Source organism: Streptomyces sp. NRRL S-378, assembly GCF_000720645.1.
Lineage (GTDB): Bacteria > Actinomycetota > Actinomycetes > Streptomycetales > Streptomycetaceae > Streptomyces.
The window spans coordinates 1-18,169 of sequence record NZ_JOBX01000052.1 but is presented as its reverse complement, the minus strand read 5'-3'; the positions used below and the strand labels follow the sequence as shown (position 1 = coordinate 18,169).

Below are 18,169 nucleotides of genomic sequence, written 5' to 3'. Positions count from 1 at the left end.
AGAATAGAGGATGCTTGGATGGCCTTCGCAAGAGCCGCCTCAACAAGGGAAAGAGAGCGAGGCCGTGTCCGATGACCGAGAGTCCCGCGCCCAGAGCGTCGATCCCGAACAGCTCTGGCTGCGCCCCACCGAACCCCGCAGAGGCCGCAGACCCTCCTTCACCCGCGAGGCGATCACCGCGGCGGCCGTCACTCTGGCGGACACGGAAGGACTCGACGCGGTCACCATGCGTCGCGTGGCCGCCGAGGTCGGAGCAGGCGTCATGTCGCTCTACAGCTACGCTCCTGACAAGGAGACACTGCTGGAACTGATGGTCGACCACGTCAGCGGCGAACTCACGGTCACGACCCCACCCACCGGTGACTGGCGTGCCGACCTGAAAACCCTGGCCCGACTGCAACGCGCCCACATGCTGCGCCACCCTTGGCTGCCCGCCGCCCTGTCCACCCGTCGCGTTCCAGGCCCCAACACACTGGGCTTCTTGGAACACGCGCTCGCCGTCCTGCGGCCCACCGGGCTGGACGGTGCGGCAAAGCTGGAGGTCTTCGCCCAGATCACCGCATTCGTGGCCGGGCACGCTGCCCATGAAATTGCGCAGGCCGCGGTCTCGCGAACACCAGACCGGGCCGCAGCCGAGGGCCGCTACCTCGCCGCTGTGGCCGCCGACGGCTGCCACCCGGAACTCGCCGAAGCCCTCGCCGCTCCCGGACGCCCTCTCACTCCCGACGCCACCTTCACCCGGTTCCTCAACCGTCTGATCGACGGCCTCGACACGGACTGACCCGACTGCGCCTGGCCGTCCGATCCGCGAGTGCGGGGTGCCGCCTCCCCCCGGAACCGTGAACTCAGGGGCCGACCGCGAAGCCCACCGCGAGGCCTGAGGCTGGGGACACGCCCGGGCCACCGGAGGGCACTGCCCCTCGGCAGCAGCACAACTCCTACCGCGGGGGCGGCTGCGCCAAAGCGATATCGGCGTCATCGCGGGCACCCTGAGCCGGGCCGGGCCGCATGTTCCCGCTCGTGCCCCGCAATTTACCGACGGCTCCCGTGGGAGCCCGCAGCCGCGGCCGGGGCCGCTGGAGCGAGACCGTGGACGCAAGGGGCAACGGCCGCGGACGCCGGGATGCGCATGCGCCGCAGCAGATTGCGTGTGGTGCGCAGGGTCAGGGTGCTGCGCCAGGACATGCCCGGGTGGCGGGCCTGCAGGTGCGACAGGGCGCGGTTGCCGAGGCCGCTGGCGAGGAGGTGGTCATCGATGTCGATGCCGGTGATCACACCCTCACCGCAGTGGGTGCAGATCCGGTAGTGGACTTGGCCGACGACCTTGCGGACGTGGACCAGGAGCAGGCATTCCTGCTCGGGCCCCGGGTCGCCGGGGAGGTGGGTGGAGAGGAACTCGATGTCACGGTAGGCGAGGATCCTGAGGCGCCACCTCCTGCTGAGCCGTTCGCGGCGGCCGTGCCTCGCCCCGCGCGGTGGCGCTTGGCCGGCAGGGGCGAAGCGGAAGAGGGCGCTCGTGAAACGTGCGGAATCTCCGGACATGGATGTCGTCTGCCCACGCGACCACTCCTGATGCTGTGCAGTCCCAGCAAAAACCGTGTGTGCAGTCGGTGCGCGAGGCGTGCGCCGCATCCATCTGGGCGACAAGCAGCTGTCGTCCACAGCCCCCGCCCGCGATCCGCAAGCGCCAGAGCGCTGCCCCCGCGCGATCGCCCAGCGCCGCAACCCTGGTGCTGGACGGCCTGAACCTGCAACTTGCAACCACCGGCACGTGGCGAGTTGCGTAGGGCAGAGCGTGGGATGCCGCAGGCGGGGAAGCTGAGCATCATGGACACCCTGGCGCCGCTGCGCAGCGGCGATCACCGGCTGGTCAAGCGGATGGCCGCTTGGGACTCCGCCTGGGCACGGCAGCTCTTGCCTCCGGTCGAGGAGGCGGTCGAGCACACGAAGCTGTGGTGGGCGGTCGCAGCGGTCATGGCGGCTGGTGGGGGCTGGCGCGGGCGCAAGGCGGCGAGCGCCGGGATCACGGCCATGACAGTGGCGGAGCTGCTGTCCAACGGAGTGGTGAAACAGCTCGTCGAGCGGCGGCGCCCACCCAAGGAGTGGATCCCGCACCACGATGTCCAAGACCGTCCTGACAGCTCCTCTTTCCCTTCTGGCCACACCGCCGCCGCCGTGGCGTTCACCGCGGCCGTCGCGCCCACATGGCCGTGGGTCGGCGCCGCCTGCCTCGTACCGACTGTGATGGTGGCGATCGAACGGATACACAGCGGAGCGCACTATCCGACCGATGTCATCGCGGGCGCAGCCATCGGCATGGTCACAGCCGCTGTTCTCCGTGCAACACCCCGCATGCTGATCCACCGCGCTCGCCAACCCTGCGTCAGGGAGGACGGGTTGCTCGGCGGTCGCGCCTGCGCTGGTTGCGCATGGGCCGTGATCCGTGGTGGCCGGGCGTGCGCCACGCCTACGGCAGAGGTCCGGAAGTGGGGTCGGCTTCAGCCGCGTCGGCGAGGGCCTGGGCGGCGGCTTCTGCAGCTTGTGCGGCGTCGTCGGCGGCTTGGTTCGCCCTCGCCCGCGTGGGCCCGGCATGGGTGGCCGGTGACGGAGGGAGCTTTTCGTTGAAGGCGCGGCTGACGGCTTGGAGGGCGGAGGTGACCTCGCCGGGGACGATCCAGAAGGTGCTGCCTGGTCCTTGGGCGAGCTGGGGCAGTGCCTGCAGGTACTGGTAGGCCAGCAGCTTGGGGTCGGGGTCGTTCCGGTGCACGGCCTGGAACACCTCGTCGATGGCTCGGGACTGGCCCTCGGCCCGGAGGATCTCTGCCGTTCGCGCCCCTTCGGCACGCAGTACGGCAGACTGTTTGTCCCCTTCAGCGGTGAGGATCTGCGACTGCCGCTGTCCTTCGGCTCCCAAGATCGCGGCGCGTTTGTCCCGCTCGGCTCGCATCTGCTTTTCCGTCGCGTCCTTGATGGACTGTGGCGGATCGACGGCTTTGATCTCCACGCGGTTGACTCTCAGGCCCCATTTGCCCGTGGCGTCATCCAGCACGCCGCGGAGTTGGCTGTTGATGGTGTCGCGAGAGGTGAGTGTCTTCTCCAGGTCCATGGACCCCACGACGTTGCGCAGGGTGGTGACGGTGAGCTGTTCGACCGCCTGGAGGTAGTTCGCGATCTCGTAGGCGGCCGCCCGCGGGTCGGTGACCTGGAAGTACAGGACGGTGTCGATCTCGACTACGAGGTTGTCCTCGGTGATGACCGGCTGCGGCTTGAAGGAGACGACCTGCTCCCGAAGGTCGATCACGGGATACACGCGGTCGATGTAAGGGATGACCACGTTGAGGCCGGGTCTGAGCGTGCGGTGGTACCGGCCCAGCCGTTCCACGTTGCGGGCGCGTGCCTGCGGCACGATGCGGACGGCCCGCACCACGGTAAAGACGGCGAAGACCGCGACAATGACGCCGGCGACGACCCAGGCTTCCATGGTCACTCCCGGGGGTAGACGAATGCGGTGCTGCCGCTGATCTCCACGACATCGGCGGTCGTTCCCGGAGGGATCACCAGCGTCTCGTCGTAGGCCCGAGCGGTCCACTCCTCGCCTCCGATGCGCACCCTGCCGCCCCGCGCGGACACCTCACTGACCACGTAGGCAGGCTTCCCTACGAGGGCTTCCACGCCGAACCGGGCCTCCTGGCGCGGTGAAAGGCGTCGCAGCGCGAGGGGACGTACGAAGAGCACGCTCAGTGTTGCGACGAGGGCGAACACCAAAAACTGCCACGACACGGGGAGGCCGAGCGCCGCGGACACGGCGGTGATCGACGCAGCTGCCGCAAGCAACCCCAGTGCGGCAGTGAGAGTGAACACCTCGGCGATGGCCAGCACCGCCGCGGCGATCAGCCACATCAACCACGGTTCCACGTCGGCCCTCTTCCCTCACGGAAAGCGACCAGGGGTCCGCGGGCGCGTTCCGCTCCAATGGCACGAAACTACCCATTTCCGGCTATGAGGAATCCCGGTATCCCGCCACATGTGCCGAATCCTTCGCGGGGCGGACACGGCCGCCCCCGGCCTCCGGTGTGGCACGTCGCCCGCACGGTATCGGCGGGAATGTGTTTTTTGTGCAGTTTACGGATGATTTATGGGTAGGTGTGGGCCACCACCACTCCCGACCTGGAGGTCCTCATGGCGTCCACCCACCGCCCACCCATCGAAGAACACCCCGACCTGATGGAGCTGCGCGCTCGTCACGACCGCGCGGCCGCCACGCCTCGCGCTCAGATGATCGAGGCCCTGGCGCTTCTCACCGGCATCTATCTCGCCGCCTCGCCGTGGATAGTCGGCTTCAACGGCTTCACCACCCTCGCCGTCAACAACCTCGTCGTCGGCATCGCCTACACGCTCCTACTCGGCGGCCTCGGCAACTCCTACGAGCGCACCCATTCCATGGCCTGGGCCGCAGCTGCGATCGGCGTCTGGACCTGCATCGCTCCCTGGGTCGTCGCCGGGGACGTCGCCCACACCCGCTCGATCACCAGCAACCTCATCACCGGCATCCTCGCCACTCTCCTCGCCCTCGCCGCAGCCTCCGGAGCCCGTGACCACGACACCGACCGGCAGGGCCCCCCTTCGCGCCGCCCCATGCCCGGAGCGCACTGACACCGGAGATGCCCGCTCTCGCTCCAACGGTGCTCCTGGAAGCGGGTCCCCGTGACAGCCGGGCTCCCTGGACGGGACCCGCGCCCGGTTTGAGACCGCGGGCGGCGTGGGCTGGTGCGCCCTGGCGCCCAAGGCCGAGCCCCGGACCGCTGATGGTCCGGGGCCCGCTCGTCTCGCAGAGCCGCCCGGGTGGCCGGGTGTTCGGGCGAGTCAGGTTGCGGCGGGGAAACGTTCCCAGACGCGGTGGGCCGCGAGCAGTTCCAGGAGCTGAGGGAGTGCCTGTGCGCCGTCGGAGATGATGACGCCGGGTTCGCCGACGGAGATGCCGGCGGCCTCGAAGAGGGCTTCGGCGCCGTCCCAGCCGGCGAGGGCCTTGCCGTGCCGATATGCCTCGGTGAGCAGCGTCAGGACCCGCGGATCGCTGACGGCGGGGCCGGGTGCCCCGGCCTTGGCGTCACGGGCCCCGTACGCGTCAGCTCCTGCTCCCGGGACACCGGCGAAGACGAGGGCGTCGAACTCGACGGAGCGGGCGGTGGCGAAGGTGCGCTGGACGGGGATCGGGTCACCGCCCGTGCCCAGTACCCCGCCGGCCGGGGCGATGATCAGGGGCACCAGGCCGGCGTCCAGAACCGCCTCACGGACCTGCTGCACGCCTGACACGTCGGTCGCGGGGCCAGTGACGATGCCGATGACGCGTCCGTCCAGCGGCCAGGTCGCGCCGATCTGTGACAGGCGGGGGCTGGGCCGGACGTCGGCGAGGGGTTCGGTTGCGGCCGGCACCGGTAGCCCGAGCCCCGCCGCGACCTGCGTGCACAGCTCGGGGTCGATGTTGGCCAGCACGGCCAACGTGCGCTCCTTGATTGCCTGCTCGTAGCACTTGGACAGCTCGAAGGTGTACGCGGCAATGATGTGCTCGCGCTCGACCGGGGTCATGCTGAGCCAGAACATGCGGGGCTGGGAGAAGTGATCGTCGAACGAGGCGGGTGCTTGGCGGACCTTGCGTCCGGCAGGGACCTCGACGGGTACCTCGATGAAGGCTCCGGTGTCGGCGCCGGCGAAGAAGGGGCAGCCGCCGTCGAGGCTGTTGGGCTTGTAGGGGGCCACGCCTCGGTGGACGGCGGTCTGGTGGAAGCCGTCGCGGAGCATGTCGTTGACGGGCGCGTGGGTCCGGTTGATCGGGATCTGAGGGAAGTTGGGGCCGCCGAGCCGGGTGAGCTGGGTGTCCAGGTAGGAGAAGTTCCGCCCTGCCAGCAGAGGGTCGTCGGTGGCGTCGATGCCGGGGACGAGGTGTCCGGTGTGGAAGGCGACCTGTTCGACCTCGGCGAAGAAGTTCGAAGGGTTCGCGTTCAGCGTCAGCAGCCCCACCGGCTTCACCGGCGCGAGCTCCTCCGGGACGATCTTCGTGGCGTCGAGGAGGTCGATTCCTTCGAACATCTGATCGGCGGTGTCGGGGAAGGTCTGGATGCCCAGCTCCCACTGCGGGTAAGCGCCGGACTCGATGGCGTCGAAGAGGTCGCGACGGTGGAAGTCGGGATCCACCCCCGCGAGGATCTGCGCCTCCTCCCAGACCAGGGAGTGCACGCCCAGCCTGGGCTTCCAGTGGAACTTCACCAGCGTCGTGGTGCCCTGGGCGTTGACGAGGCGGAAGGTGTGGACGCCGAAGCCCTCCATCATCCGGTAGGAGCGGGGGATGCCCCGGTCGGACATGTTCCACAGGGTGTGGTGGGTGGCTTCGGTGTGCAGGGAGACGAAGTCCCAGAACGTGTCATGGGCGCTCTGGGCCTGCGGGATCTCGCGGTCAGGGTGCGGCTTGCCGGCGTGGATGACGTCGGGGAACTTGATCGCGTCCTGGATGAAGAACACCGGGATGTTGTTGCCGACCAGGTCGAAGACGCCCTCCTCGGTGTAGAACTTCGTGGCGAAGCCACGGGTGTCGCGCACCGTGTCGGCGGAGCCGCGCGATCCGAGTACGGTCGAGAACCGTACGAACACCGGCGTCTCCACGTCCGAGGCCAGGAAGGCGGCCTTGCTGACCGTCTGCGCGGTGCCGTAGGACTGGAAGACGCCGTGCGCGGCCGAGCCGCGGGCGTGGACCACACGCTCGGGGATCCGCTCGTGGTCGAAGTGCATGAGCTTCTCACGCAGGTGGTGGTCCTGCAGCAGCACCGGCCCCCGGGGGCCGGCCTTCAGCGAGTGGTCCGTGTCGTAGAGCCGGACGCCCTGCGCGGTCGTCAGGTACGCGCCGCTCTGCGCCATCCGGGCCGGGTCCGCTCCCGTGGGCTGCCCGGTCGGACTGACCGTCTCCGGGCCGCTCTGGTCCGCCTTCGGCGGCAGGGGCTCGACTGGCGTCGTCGGTTCGACGAGCTGCGGAGAGACGAGGGCAGGCTTGCCGGGCACCCCGTCTTCAGGGCCCTCTGCCGGGCCGGTGTGCATGACGTCGGCGATCTTCTCAGCGACTGCCTTCACCGGGTTCTTCTCGGGCATCTCATCTCCAGACACAGGGGGGCGGGCCCTCGGGCCCTACACGTGTGACCCGAGGGATATGTCCCGAAACCTGGACTAGCCTGTCCGGCCGCGAGGCGTGACGCTGGAACGCGGTCCCTCACCGGCGGCCTGTGCGCAGGCGGCGGTCTACCGGACGCATGTCTCGTTGCGCCATCGCCATCGCCATCGCCATCGCCATCGCCATCGCCATCGCGATCGCCATTGCCGCAGTCGCCGATGCTCTCGCCAGAGGAGGCGGCTCAGGGCCCGGACAGGTCACGCCGCTCGCTGCCGCATCAGGCTGCCGCAGCGCAGGGCCGTGCCTGACGGTTTACGCGGGACGCCGCGGGTCTGGAGAACCCGGGGCGTCCTGCCGGGCTCGCCGCGGGTCTGGAGAACCCGGGGCGTCCCGCCGGGCTCAGGTCAGAGCTGCTCGTTTCGAGAGGGCTGAATGCCCGAACTGCAAAGCGTCCGAGAGGGCCAGAGCGGTCAGGGCGCCGGTCACCGTGCGGGTGGCATCCGGCCAGACGGCGCGTGCGCCGGCGAAGGTCGTCACGATCCACACGCTCAGGCAGAACGGGCAGCTGATCAGCTCACCCGCCGTTTTGCGACCGGGTTCTTCTCGGGGGGTTTCATTGAGTTCTGCCGGTGCGCCGGCACCGTCCACGCGTGTGAACGGCGCGCGCATGGGGCGCGTCACCGTGGCCTTGGCGATCAGTCGGCTGAGCCTGAACGTGGCGGTGGCGGTGAGAGCGAGGTCCCAGGGACCGGGAGAGGGGGGCCGGGGCCGTCCGCTCCGGCGCTGCAACACGGTCCATCCGGCTGCGTATCCGGCGAATCCCGCCATCGCGCACAGGTGCCCGCCGTGGGAGCGCAGACCTCGGAGTGTTCCCATCGAAGTTCCTCGTTCCGCCCGCTTGAGCCGACCCCGCGTCATCGTCGTCGTGGTCGGCGGCATGGGCTGTCGATGAGACGCCTACCCGGCTTCAGCCGGCGAACGCCTCAGGCCCCTGGCCAGCCCTGGCGGACGGCCCCTGGGGTATGGCTGAGGTTCCGCGCTCGTCGGCACCGAAGCGCCCTTCAAGGCGCGTCGCCGTCGTCACCGGCGCAGCCCGGGGCGCCGACGCGAGTACGGGGTAACTCGGAGGGCGGCCCTACTACCGCCGTCCGCTCCACCTGGCGCGGGGCGCGTGGAACACCCTGCCCGAGGGCGGTGAGCACTACCAGGCGGTGTGGGCGCAGATGGTTTTGCCGCCGTCGGGGTGGGGTTCGGTGTGGGTGTGGGTGGTGAGATGGCTGATCAGTTGCCAACCCCAGCCGCCGGTTCCGTCAGTGTGCGGCGGGCGGGGCTGAGGCGGCTGGGGGCTGGTGTCGGTGACCTGGATCTCGATGTGGTCGTCATGGAGTTCCAGGTGGAGGGTGCAGGGGCCGTCGGTGTGGCGGATCGCGTTGGTGATGAGTTCAGCGACGATCAAGAGCACGACGTCGGCGCTTTCGGGGTGGGTGGGGGGCCTCATCCGTGCAGCGTCGTGGAGGAAGACGCGGGTGGCGTCCCGTGCGGACGTGGTGGGTTGACCGGTGCGTGGTACGGGCTGGTCGAGGACGGGTCCTGGGGCCACGGAGTCTCCCTCCACTCGATGGGGCTTCCTGCATGGCACCTGCCCTCCTTGCGGGCATATATCCGATTCACCTCACTCCTGGGTGTTTATGGAGTTGAAGTCGCCCACATCAACGGCCGACAGTCATCAAAGAGTCGCGAAGGGCAGGTGCCCCATTGATGGAGACGACGTCAGCGCCGGCCGTCACCGTTCGCCGCGGTGCCCAGGGCGGCGGACCGAGTCGCGCGGCGGCGCGTGACGTGGGGGCCCGTGCCAGCCCAGGCACAGGACGGTGGCGTCGTCTTTGGGAGGCTGGCCGTCGTAGGCGCCGGTGACCGCGCCCACCAGGGTGCGTACGACCTCGCGCGGATGCTCGGCTGCGGTCTTGCGGAGGAGGGCGGGCAGGTCGACTGTTTCAGCGTCGCGTTCCTGCATGCCGTCGGTGTGGAGAAGGAGGCGGTCACCGGGGCGTAGGTCGAGGTGCTGCACCTGGTACGAGTCGTGGGTGGCGATGCCGAAGGGCAGGTCCACGGCCAGGCGCAGAACGTCGACGGCGCCGTCGCGCAGCAGCAGCGGCCAGGGGTGGCCTGCGTTGACGAGCTGGGCGCCGGTCCCGTCCAGGGCGATGCGCAGCAGCTGGCCGGTGGCGAAGGTCCGTCGGCCGTGGTCGAGGAGGGCCTGGTGGATCTGGCGGGCCTGTTCGGCCAGGTCCGTCCCTGCGCGGCGGGCGCCACGGGAGGCGTTGACCAGCAGGGTGGCCATGAGTGAGGCGTCGACGTTGTGGCCCATGGTGTCGGTGAGCCGACAGGTGGAGGGTGTCGTTGTCGACGCTGTAGTCGTAGGTGGTCGCCGGCGATGTCGGAGGCTGGGACCAAGGCACCGGCGAGGGTGAACTGGGGCGCCTCGCAGGAGGGCGCCGACGGCAGGAGCTGGCGCTGGATTTCGGCGGAGAGGCCGACCGTAGTGGTGCGGTTGCCCCAGTGGTAGAGGTCGGTGAAGCGGCGGTCGGTGACGATGATGTACGCCAGCGCGTGCGCAGCCTCTTCGACCTGCTCCAGCACATCCCGGGCGGCCTGGGCGAGGAACAGCTCCAGGACACCGATGGTGTCGCCGCGGTTCGTGACGGGGGCCAGCACCCGCTGGCCCTGCTCACCGTCCGAGTCCACCACCAGCCTCTGGCTGCGCAGCACCTCGTCATAGCCGCTGCTGCCGACGAGGGGAACCTGTTCGGCGCGCTCCTCGTGGTGCGTCGCCGCCGTGTCGTGGACTCGGAGCAGGCGTCGGCCGACGACGTCCACGAACAGGAACGACACGTACTGGGCACCGAACCGGTCACGGAGATTTCGCGCCACGATGTCGAGGGAGTCCACCGGCGCGGCCGCCTCCGCCGCTGCCAGCACCTCAGCAAGTCGAATCCGCTCACGTGCCACATCAGCCTCCACAGAGTTCTCTTTCCCGTCGAAGCGGCGGAATCAGGACCACGCCATGCATCAGCCCGTCAGGGACGACAGCGCGCCTACCGTGGGCGGCAGGGGCAGGGCAGGTTGTCCTGCCGACGCGGCAGCCGGGCCGATCACGTCCGCCCCACCGGGTCGGTCCCAAGTCGGCGGGTCAACGGACGGGAGGGTTGTCGAAGGTGATCTTGTGGCTCAGGCAGATGTTTGCCCCCATGTTCCGTTCCATCATGCGCAGGGCTGCCTCGGCCAAGGAGGGGTCGATGTGGGCGACCGCGTCCGCCGCCACCACGACGTCGAGATGGCGGATGTAGGCGTCCAGGGCCGAGTACAGCACGCACTGCTCGGTCACCTGGCCGCACAGGACGACCCGCTCGGCGCCGAGCTGTCCCAGCAGGTAGGCCAGCGGGGTCTCGAAGAAGGCTGAGTGGCGGGCCTTGACCACGAAGAGCGATTCCTCGTCGGGCGCGATCGGCTCCACCAGCTCGGAGTGCTTGCCGGCGAGCGCAGCCTCCAGGATCTCCCCGTGGTGGGACCGCCAGCGGCCGAAGTTGTCGTTCACGTAGATCACGGGAGAGTCATCGGCCCGGGCCTGGCGCAGGACTGCGTTCACGCCCGGCAAAGAAGCGCGTACCGAACCGGCGAGCACGTCCGCGTCCTCGTGCTCATAGGTGTTGATCATGTCGATCACGATGAGAGCCGTACAACCCATGACGATCGCCTTCCTCCCTGGGCGGCTGCCCGGACGGGAGCGGCCCAACCAGCAGGTCGACGCCTCTGCAACGAGGGAGCCGCCGGGCTGGGTCGTCCTCGACGGCGCCCGCCCGGCCGAGGCGCGCGTGGGTGGCAAGAGGTGAGGCAGGCGCTCCGTAGAGGATTCTCTTCTCAGATGCGAGGTGGCTCTGATGACCACCGCGCGCGACCCCATGACTCCGGAACCCGAATGCATCGACGCCGAGCACCGTTCTGGGCGGCGATCTCGTAAGCAGCGCTCGCCACCGTCGTGGCCGCCTTCTGGTACCGGGCCACCGGACCCCAGCGGCGACGCCGTCCGACGACGTAGCGGGCTGCCGAGCGGCTCCCGTCCGGCGGTTCCGTTCCCCTGGTGCGCGCGACGGCGAGCGCACAGGAGCACGTGATGAGTCCGGCCTATGCGGGTGAGGCGGTAAAAGGAGGGCAGGCGCCGATGTGAGACGTATCACTGCCATCATCAGGAGGAGCCTTGAGTGACTTCCAGGATGCGCGCCGTCAGGACGAGAGCAGGACGACGGCCGCAGCACACACGGTGCAGGAAAAGGCCGGCGAGAGCGTTTCGCTGGTTGGAGACAAGGCCGCCGAAGTAGGCGTGACGGCCAAAGAACAAGCCGCCAACGTCGTTGGCGAGGCGACCGCGCAGGCCCGTGACCTCGTTGGCGAGCTGCGAACCCAGCTGACCAGCCAGGCCGAGACCCAGACGCAGCGCCTCGCGGAGAACCTACGCCGCTTCTCCCAGGAGCTGCGAGAACTGGGCGAGCACGGCAAGCCCGACTCCACCATGGCGGACATGGCCCGTCAGTTGGCCGACGGCGGGCACCAGGTCGCCTCCCACGTGGAAAAGCGCGGCCCCGACGGACTGGTCAGCGACCTGCAGAACTTCGCCCGCCGCCGCCCCGGCGTCTTCCTCGCCGGAGCGGCACTGGCCGGCTTCGTCGTCGCCCGCGCCGGAAAGGGCGTCAGCGCCGCAGCGTCCTCGGAGACGGCCGGCACCCGCGCGGCCGACAGCGGCAGCGCTTCACCGTCCGGCCGATCTGCCGCCAGGACTGGCACCCCTGCACCGGTCCAGCGTCCGGCTCCCGACCGCAGTGGCATACCGGCCGGGTACGAGGACCCCCTCGACACCTACGGCCAGTCGCAGCCGCCGCATCTCACCCCGGCGCCCCCGGCCTACCCGCCGTCGAGCCCGCCGGCCACCGGCTCCACGCGACCCGGGGGAGGAGTCTGAACATGGCCCTTACCTCCCAGGAACGACCCGCGACGCCCCCGCCGGCGACATCCGAGCCCTCCCTCGGCGACCTGATCGGCGAGATAGGCCAAGACCTCTCACAACTCGTGCGCGACGAAATCGAGTTGGCGAAGGCCGAGATCAAGCAGGAGTCGACCAAAGCAGGCAAGGCCGTCGGAATGCTCGGCGGCGCAGGCTACGCCGGGCACGTGGTGCTGCTCTTCGCCAGCCTGACCGTCGTGTTTGCCCTCGCCAACGTGATGGACCCGGCGTGGGCTGCCCTGATCGTCACCGCCCTGTGGGCCGTGGTGGGAGGCGTCCTCTACGTCATGGGCCGCAAGCGCCTGCGCACCGTCAACCTCAAGCCCGAACAGACCGTTGAAACTTTGAAGGAGGATGCCCGATGGGCGCGACACCCGACGAGCTGAGGACCGACGTGGAGTACCGGCGCGCGCACCTCGCGCGCAACGTCGACCTCCTGGCCGACAGGATGACCCCAAGCAGGATGGCCCAGCGCAAAGTCGACTCGATGCGCCACCGGGTGAGCGGAGTGAAGGAGCGTGTCATGGGCACCGCACAGGACGCTGCGCAGGAAACCTCCGGCAGCCTGCATCAGGCCGCCGACAGCATCAGCGAAACAGCCCGGAATGCCGGCAGCAGCGCCCAGGAGGCCCTCCAGCAGGCTCCCGCACAAATCAAGCGGCAGACGCAGGGCAGCCCGCTCGCAGCTGGCCTGATGGCGTTCGGCGCCGGCATGCTCGCCGCCGCCCTGCTGCCGACCACCGAGGCCGAGGAGCGCGCCGGCCAGCGCCTGCGTGAGCACTCCGACGAGCTGCTGGAGCCCGTCAAGCAGACCGCCGTCGACGCCGCCCATGAAGTCCGCGACGAGCTGAAGGAACCGGTTGCCCACGCCGTCGACTCGGTCAAGGGCACGGCTCAAGACGCCGTCTCAGCGACCACCGAACACGCACAGCACGCCGGCCAGGAAGCTGCGGAGGGAGTGCGCCAGGCCGGACAGGACACGGCTGCCGAAGTACGCAACGACCCCCGCACACAGCGTCCGCCCACCCAGGGCTGATCGCGACCGGCACGAGGCCGGGGCACAGGCTGCGTGGCCGGGCGACTCCAGTCCTGGCGCCGGCCTCGCCCCGGCCTCCGCGCGAGGCGGCGCGATCGCGCACGAAAGCTCGGTGGGGGCGCAGCAGGTGGACGCCAGCGAGCTGGGTCCCATCGGGTCGCCGAGTCGGCTGCGGCGGGCCTTCCCCCTTGTGCACCGGTCACTTCGGTCTGTGGGTGAGGTGCTGTTGAGGGGTGGTCGGGGGCGCGAAGAGCGCCTGGACGGTTTCGGCGGCCGTTTCGCGCAGCCAGGTGTGGGCGCGGTCGTCGTCGTAGCGCTGATGCCACAGCAGGTACAGGGGGACGTCGGGCAGCGGTACCGGCGGCTGCCGTGTGACCAGGCCGATTCGGTTGCGGGCGGTGCGGGTGACGGCGTCAGGGAGGGTGACGACCAGGTCGGTGTCGAGGGCGAGTTGCAGCGCGAAGGCGGCGGTGGGTCCGGCGGCGACGACGCGTCGTTCGAGGCCTCGTGCGCTGAGGGCGTCGTCGATCTGATCGCGTAGGCGCCCGCGCCGGGAGACGGTGAGGTGTTCGGCGGCTGCGTAGCGCTCCGGGCTCAGTGGGCCTTCGGCGAGCGGGTGTCCCGGCCGGACGGCGATGACAAGCCGATCCCTGCCGACGAGTCGGTGGCGGATGTCGGGGAGCGTCGCAGTACCGGCACTTGATTCGAGGTCGACCTCGCCTCGACGCAGGTCGGCGTCGTCTGTCCCGGGTTCGGCGGACAGGCGCAGCTGGACGCCTGGAGCTCGGCGGTGGACGGCGGTGATCAGGGCGGTGCCGCAGGCCGCGGTCAGGGCGTCGTGCCAGCGCACGGTGAAGACCCGCTCCAGAGTCGCCAGATCGAGTTCCTGCTGCGCGGACAGGAGTTGGTGGGCCTGCTCGACCAGGGCGTGGACCTGGGCGCGCATGGCGAGCGCGCGGGTGGTGGGGACCATGGTGCGGCCGGTGCGGACGAGGATCTGGTCGCCGGTGGCCTTGCGGATTCTTCCCAGGGAGCGGCTCATCGCCGGTGAGGTGACGTGGAGGCGGGCGGCGGCGCCGGCGACGCTGCCCTCTTCCAGCAGGGCGTCCAGAGCCGTGAGCAGGTTCAGATCCAGTTGCATGACAGTAACTCTACAAGTGATAAGCATGCACTTGTTGTTAATGATCGGGCGGCCTACCTTCGAAGTGCGGGAGCGAGACAACCGCCCCGCTTCCCCTCGTCAACCCGATCCCCAGGGAGTCCGCCATGAGCACAGTCATGCCCTTCGACGCCGGTACGGCGCTCCTGCACGACGTGACGACCGCGGTGAAGACCGCCGGCACGACGCTGCGCGACCGCTACACCCCGCACGCCCGGGGGGTGAGCCTGGACGAGGTGGTCGCCGAGATCCACGCCAACGACGACGCGGTGCTGGAGATGCTGCGCGAACCGCTGCTGAGGGTCCGGCCGGGGTCGCAGTGGGCCGAGGACGAGCTGGCCGGCGGCGCGCTTCCGCCGGGGGAGTGGTGGGTGGTCGACTCCGCCGAGGGCAACATCAACCACGTCCACGGCATGGAGGACTGGGCCGTGACCGCCACCCTGGTCCGCGACAACCAGCCGGTACTCACCGTCGTCCATCTCCCGCTGACCGGCGACACCTACACTGCGGTCGCCGGCGGCGGTGCCCACCTCAACGCCCGCCCCCTGAAGGTGTCCGCCAAGATCGACCTGGGCGCCTCACTCACCGGCACCGGTCAGGCTCGGCCGGGCGAGGACGAGCGCACCTTCCGGCGGATCGGCGACTCCGTCACCGCCATGCTCATCAACGGCCTGGTCGTACGCGTGTCCGTTCCCGCCACGATGCAGCTCATCCACGTCGCCGCCGGACGCATGGACGCCTTCTGGCAGTTCTCCGACGTCCGCTCCGGCCTGGTCGCCGGCGCCCTGCTGGTCTCGGAGGCCGGAGGCACCGTCACCGACCTGGCGGGCGCCCCCTGGAACACCGCCAGCCGGGACTTCATGGCCGCCGCCCCAGGCATCCACACGGCCGCCCTGAAGATCCTCTTGCCCATCGCCTGACCTGGAGTGCCTGCCCTCATCCCCACTCCGAAACCCCAAGGAGCATCACCGCATGTCCCACATAGGAATCCTGGGCACCGGCCGCGTCGCCACCAACCTCGCGGGTGAGCTCTCCGCAGCCGGACACCACATCACCCTCGGCAGCCGCAGCCCGCAGGACACTGCCGCCTGCACGACCGGACTCGCGCCGTCGCCGCGGATCGCCTTCGCCGACCACCGCACCACAGCCCGCACCACGAACATCGTGATCAACGCGACGCCCGGCGCCAGCTCCCTGGGCCGCCTCACCGACCTGCGCACCGAACTCGCCGGCAAGATCCTCATCGACGTCTCCAACGCCACCCGCGACGCCGCTGACGGCCTGCCCGGAGACCTGTGCTATCCCGGCAGCAGCCTTGCCGAGAAGCTCCAGGCAGCGCTCCCCGACACCCATGTGGTCAAGACCCTCAACACCATGCTGTTCACGGTCATGACCGCCCCCGAAACCCTCGCCACCCCACCGACGGCCTACCTCTCGGGCAACGACGAGGACGCGAAGAAGACCGTAACCGGCGTGCTCGGCGACCTGGGCTGGCAACAGGAACAGATCGAGGATCTCGGTGACATCAGCACCGCCCGCGCCACGGAGGCCATGATCCTGATCGTGCCCCACATCCTGCGTCGGCACGGCTTCAAGCCCTTCGCCGTCTCGCTCGCCCGCTGACCCACCAAGACCGGGTTCAGACCGAAACCCGGGGGCGGGTCAGGCAGCCGGGCGCAGGCAGGGAGCGCGCCCGCCCGGCTGCCAGTGAGGCCCGAACCCGTCTCCTCCCTCGGACCCGCCCGGGTGCCGAAACCCGGCACCAGCAGGCAACGAGCCGGGTCGCTTCGGGCGGACAGGGGAGAGCCCGGTCCGGCACGGTCACCGTCCAGGCTCCGCATGCGCAGCCGGCCCGCTGTGGGCCTTCCTCGAGGCTGTTGTCTCCGGGCAGGTGGAGTATCCCGGCTGCGAGGCAGTCGAAGGCGTGCTGGGATCGGTGGGTGAAGGATCCCTTCGGCTGTAGTGAGCCGGCCATCTTGGTCCCGGCGGGAGTAATCGACGAGGGCGCGGCGTACCGCGCTGTAGCGGCGCGGGCCACCGACGCCGAGGACCTTGACATGCTGCTCGACATGCTCGGCCTGCCGCCCCGACCCGTCCCCGACTCCGGCACGCTCTGAAACGGCCGTTACAGGTCGGCCGACCGGCGAGGTCCGTCCTGGATGGCCTCGAGCGGCGCGTACCGGCCGACGGCCCGGCGAACGCGGGTATGACATCGGTCACTCTCTGAAGGCGGGCCCGCGGGATGCGGTGCCTGCAGCGCGAGAGGCACGGCGCTTCGACCACGAGCGGATCCCCGAGCGCGTTGTCCATGCCGCGCTGCGTGGTGCGCGCGCGGCCGCACGCGACGTCGTCCAGTGTTGTGGCACCGCTCGGCGCAATCTGGGGAAGGCGTTCATCGGCGATGAGCGAACGCATGTTCGGTAGTGGCTTCGCGGGGGTGTGCAGGTGTGGTGGACTAGGTCGTGGGACGCTTGAGGGTTGCGGGCGTGCCGTGAGCGGCACGAGAGACGGGGACTGCAATGGCCAAGACGGCTGATTCGTCAAGCGCGGAGACAACGGGGGCTGGGGCGGTCGGTGAGCCGGAACTGCGGCAGCTTCTCGCAGGGCTGACGGCCGTACGTGACGGCGACTTCGGGACCCGGCTGCCCGACGAGGCCGACGGCCTCATGGGGGAGATCGCCACAGTCTTCAACGGCATGGTCGACCAGCTGTCACTGTTCACGTCCGAGGTGACCCGGGTCGCCCGTGAGGTCGGCACCGAAGGAACGCTGGGCGGCCAGGCGGAGGTCCCGGGAGTCTCCGGTACCTGGGCGGACCTGACGGACTCCGTGAACGCGATGGCGGGCAATCTCACGACCCAGGTCCGGGATATTGCGCAGGTTGCCACCGCAGTGGCGCGGGGAGACCTTTCGCAGAAGATCGACGTCGCTGCCCGGGGTGAGATCCTGGAGCTGAAGGACACCGTCAACACGATGGTGGACCAACTGTCGTCGTTCGCCGCCGAGGTCACCCGCGTAGCGCGTGAGGTGGGTAGCGAGGGGCGCCTGGGGGGTCAGGCCGAGGTGCCCGGAGTGGGGGGCGTATGGCGTGACCTCACCGATTCGGTGAACTTCATGGCCGGCAACCTCACCGATCAGGTCCGCAACATCGCCCAGGTGACCACCGCGGTCGCCAAGGGCGACCTCTCTCAGAAGATCGCCGTTGACGCCCGGGGCGAGATCCTGGAGCTGAAGAACACCATCAACACGATGGTCGACCAGCTGTCCGCCTTCGCCGGGGAAGTCACCCGCATGGCCCGCGAGGTGGGAACTGAGGGCATTCTCGGCGGCCAGGCCGACGTGAAGGGCGTCTCCGGCACCTGGCGTGATCTCACCGACTCGGTGAACTTCATGGCCGGGAACCTGACCTCCCAGGTCCGCTCCATCGCCCAGGTCGCCACGGCCGTGGCCCAGGGCGACCTCTCCCAGAAGGTCCGCGTGGATGCGCGGGGCGAGATCCTGGAGCTGAAGACCACGATCAACACCATGGTCGACCAGCTGTCCGCGTTCGCCGACGAAGTCACCCGGGTGGCCCGCGAGGTGGGAACGGACGGCCGGCTCGGCGGGCAGGCGGACGTCAAGGGCGTCTCCGGCACATGGCGGGATCTGACCGACTCGGTGAACTTCATGGCCGACAACCTGACCGCGCAGGTGCGTTCGATCGCCGAGGTCACCACGGCCGTGGCCCAGGGCGACCTGACGCAGAAGATCCGGGTGGACGCCC

Annotated in this window: 18 protein-coding genes and 2 pseudogenes; 11 read left to right on the top strand and 9 right to left on the bottom strand. The window is 69.6% G+C overall.

Annotated features, from left to right (window positions below; genetic code table 11):
- Nucleotides 1-64: 64 nt before the first annotated feature.
- Nucleotides 65-781, top strand: coding sequence for a TetR/AcrR family transcriptional regulator (locus IH80_RS0129075; RefSeq protein ID WP_030964443.1), 717 nt, complete (start codon nt 65-67; stop codon nt 779-781).
- Between the two features lie 251 nt (nt 782-1,032).
- On the opposite strand, the gene IH80_RS46325 is transcribed toward IH80_RS0129075, so the two are convergent.
- Nucleotides 1,033-1,542 (bottom strand): hypothetical protein, encoded by a 510-nt coding sequence (locus IH80_RS46325; RefSeq protein ID WP_234432419.1) that lies wholly within the window; start codon nt 1,540-1,542, stop codon nt 1,033-1,035.
- Nucleotides 1,543-1,800: 258 nt separating this feature from the next.
- Here IH80_RS46325 and IH80_RS47215 point away from each other — a divergent pair.
- Nucleotides 1,801-2,331, top strand: a pseudogene (locus IH80_RS47215) (phosphatase PAP2 family protein); the annotation flags it as partial.
- A gap of 136 nt (nt 2,332-2,467) precedes the next feature.
- On the opposite strand, the gene IH80_RS0129060 reads toward IH80_RS47215, so the two are convergent.
- Together IH80_RS0129060 and IH80_RS0129055 are read right to left on the bottom strand one after the other, a co-directional pair.
- Nucleotides 2,468-3,481: an SPFH domain-containing protein gene (locus IH80_RS0129060; protein WP_030964439.1), complete on the bottom strand. Its 1,014-nt coding sequence runs from the start codon at nt 3,479-3,481 to the stop codon at nt 2,468-2,470.
- A gap of 2 nt (nt 3,482-3,483) precedes the next feature.
- Nucleotides 3,484-3,915, bottom strand: coding sequence for an NfeD family protein (locus IH80_RS0129055; protein WP_030964437.1), 432 nt, complete (start codon nt 3,913-3,915; stop codon nt 3,484-3,486).
- 264 nt (nt 3,916-4,179) lie between these two features.
- Here IH80_RS0129055 and IH80_RS0129050 point away from each other — a divergent pair, with 264 nt between their 5' ends.
- Nucleotides 4,180-4,653, top strand: a complete 474-nt coding sequence (locus tag IH80_RS0129050; protein ID WP_030964436.1) for an SPW repeat protein — start codon at nt 4,180-4,182, stop codon at nt 4,651-4,653.
- A gap of 210 nt (nt 4,654-4,863) precedes the next feature.
- Here IH80_RS0129050 and IH80_RS0129045 read toward each other — a convergent pair whose 3' ends face one another.
- From IH80_RS0129045 to IH80_RS0129025, 5 genes and pseudogenes are all read right to left on the bottom strand, one after another.
- Entirely contained in the window at nt 4,864-7,137 is a 2,274-nt protein-coding gene (locus IH80_RS0129045; RefSeq protein ID WP_030964435.1) for a catalase, read from the bottom strand.
- 418 nt (nt 7,138-7,555) lie between these two features.
- Nucleotides 7,556-7,984 (bottom strand): DUF1360 domain-containing protein, encoded by a 429-nt coding sequence (locus IH80_RS46960; protein WP_267883529.1) that lies wholly within the window; start codon nt 7,982-7,984, stop codon nt 7,556-7,558.
- 373 nt (nt 7,985-8,357) lie between these two features.
- Nucleotides 8,358-8,756, bottom strand: a complete 399-nt coding sequence (locus tag IH80_RS0129035; protein ID WP_037881407.1) for an ATP-binding protein — start codon at nt 8,754-8,756, stop codon at nt 8,358-8,360.
- Nucleotides 8,757-8,939: 183 nt separating this feature from the next.
- A pseudogene (locus IH80_RS39800) lies at nt 8,940-10,165 on the bottom strand (PP2C family protein-serine/threonine phosphatase).
- 181 nt (nt 10,166-10,346) lie between these two features.
- Entirely contained in the window at nt 10,347-10,901 is a 555-nt protein-coding gene (locus tag IH80_RS0129025) for an isochorismatase family cysteine hydrolase (RefSeq protein ID WP_030964432.1), read from the bottom strand.
- Between IH80_RS0129025 and IH80_RS44960 the strand changes: the two genes are divergently transcribed.
- The 4 genes from IH80_RS44960 to IH80_RS0129005 all read left to right on the top strand — a co-directional run bounded on the left by IH80_RS44960 (nt 10,870) and on the right by IH80_RS0129005 (nt 13,248).
- Nucleotides 10,870-11,046 (top strand): hypothetical protein, encoded by a 177-nt coding sequence (locus IH80_RS44960; RefSeq protein WP_199819324.1) that lies wholly within the window; start codon nt 10,870-10,872, stop codon nt 11,044-11,046. The genes IH80_RS0129025 and IH80_RS44960 overlap by 32 nt on opposite strands.
- Before the next feature lie 365 nt (nt 11,047-11,411).
- On the top strand, nt 11,412-12,170 hold the full coding sequence (locus IH80_RS0129015; RefSeq protein ID WP_158943652.1) for a hypothetical protein: 759 nt from the start codon (nt 11,412-11,414) through the stop codon (nt 12,168-12,170).
- 2 nt (nt 12,171-12,172) lie between these two features.
- Entirely contained in the window at nt 12,173-12,598 is a 426-nt protein-coding gene (locus IH80_RS0129010) for a phage holin family protein (protein WP_037881390.1), read from the top strand.
- Entirely contained in the window at nt 12,574-13,248 is a 675-nt protein-coding gene (locus tag IH80_RS0129005; protein ID WP_051810083.1) for a DUF3618 domain-containing protein, read from the top strand. The genes IH80_RS0129010 and IH80_RS0129005 overlap by 25 nt, the downstream gene beginning before the upstream one ends.
- 199 nt (nt 13,249-13,447) lie before the next feature.
- Here the strand turns inward: IH80_RS0129005 and IH80_RS0129000 are convergent, their stop codons facing one another.
- Nucleotides 13,448-14,389: a LysR family transcriptional regulator gene (locus tag IH80_RS0129000; RefSeq protein WP_037881387.1), complete on the bottom strand. Its 942-nt coding sequence runs from the start codon at nt 14,387-14,389 to the stop codon at nt 13,448-13,450.
- A gap of 125 nt (nt 14,390-14,514) precedes the next feature.
- On the opposite strand from IH80_RS0129000, the gene IH80_RS0128995 reads away from it, so the two are divergent.
- From IH80_RS0128995 to IH80_RS0128980, 4 genes are all read left to right on the top strand, one after another.
- Nucleotides 14,515-15,327: an inositol monophosphatase family protein gene (locus tag IH80_RS0128995; protein ID WP_030964426.1), complete on the top strand. Its 813-nt coding sequence runs from the start codon at nt 14,515-14,517 to the stop codon at nt 15,325-15,327.
- 52 nt (nt 15,328-15,379) lie between these two features.
- A complete protein-coding gene (locus tag IH80_RS0128990; RefSeq protein ID WP_030964424.1) occupies nt 15,380-16,030 on the top strand; it encodes an NADPH-dependent F420 reductase in 651 nt (216 codons plus the stop codon).
- A gap of 317 nt (nt 16,031-16,347) precedes the next feature.
- Nucleotides 16,348-16,524: a hypothetical protein gene (locus tag IH80_RS44955; protein ID WP_158943650.1), complete on the top strand. Its 177-nt coding sequence runs from the start codon at nt 16,348-16,350 to the stop codon at nt 16,522-16,524.
- A gap of 402 nt (nt 16,525-16,926) precedes the next feature.
- A partial coding sequence (locus IH80_RS0128980; RefSeq protein WP_030964422.1) for a HAMP domain-containing protein occupies nt 16,927-18,169 on the top strand: 1,243 nt, incomplete at its 3' end.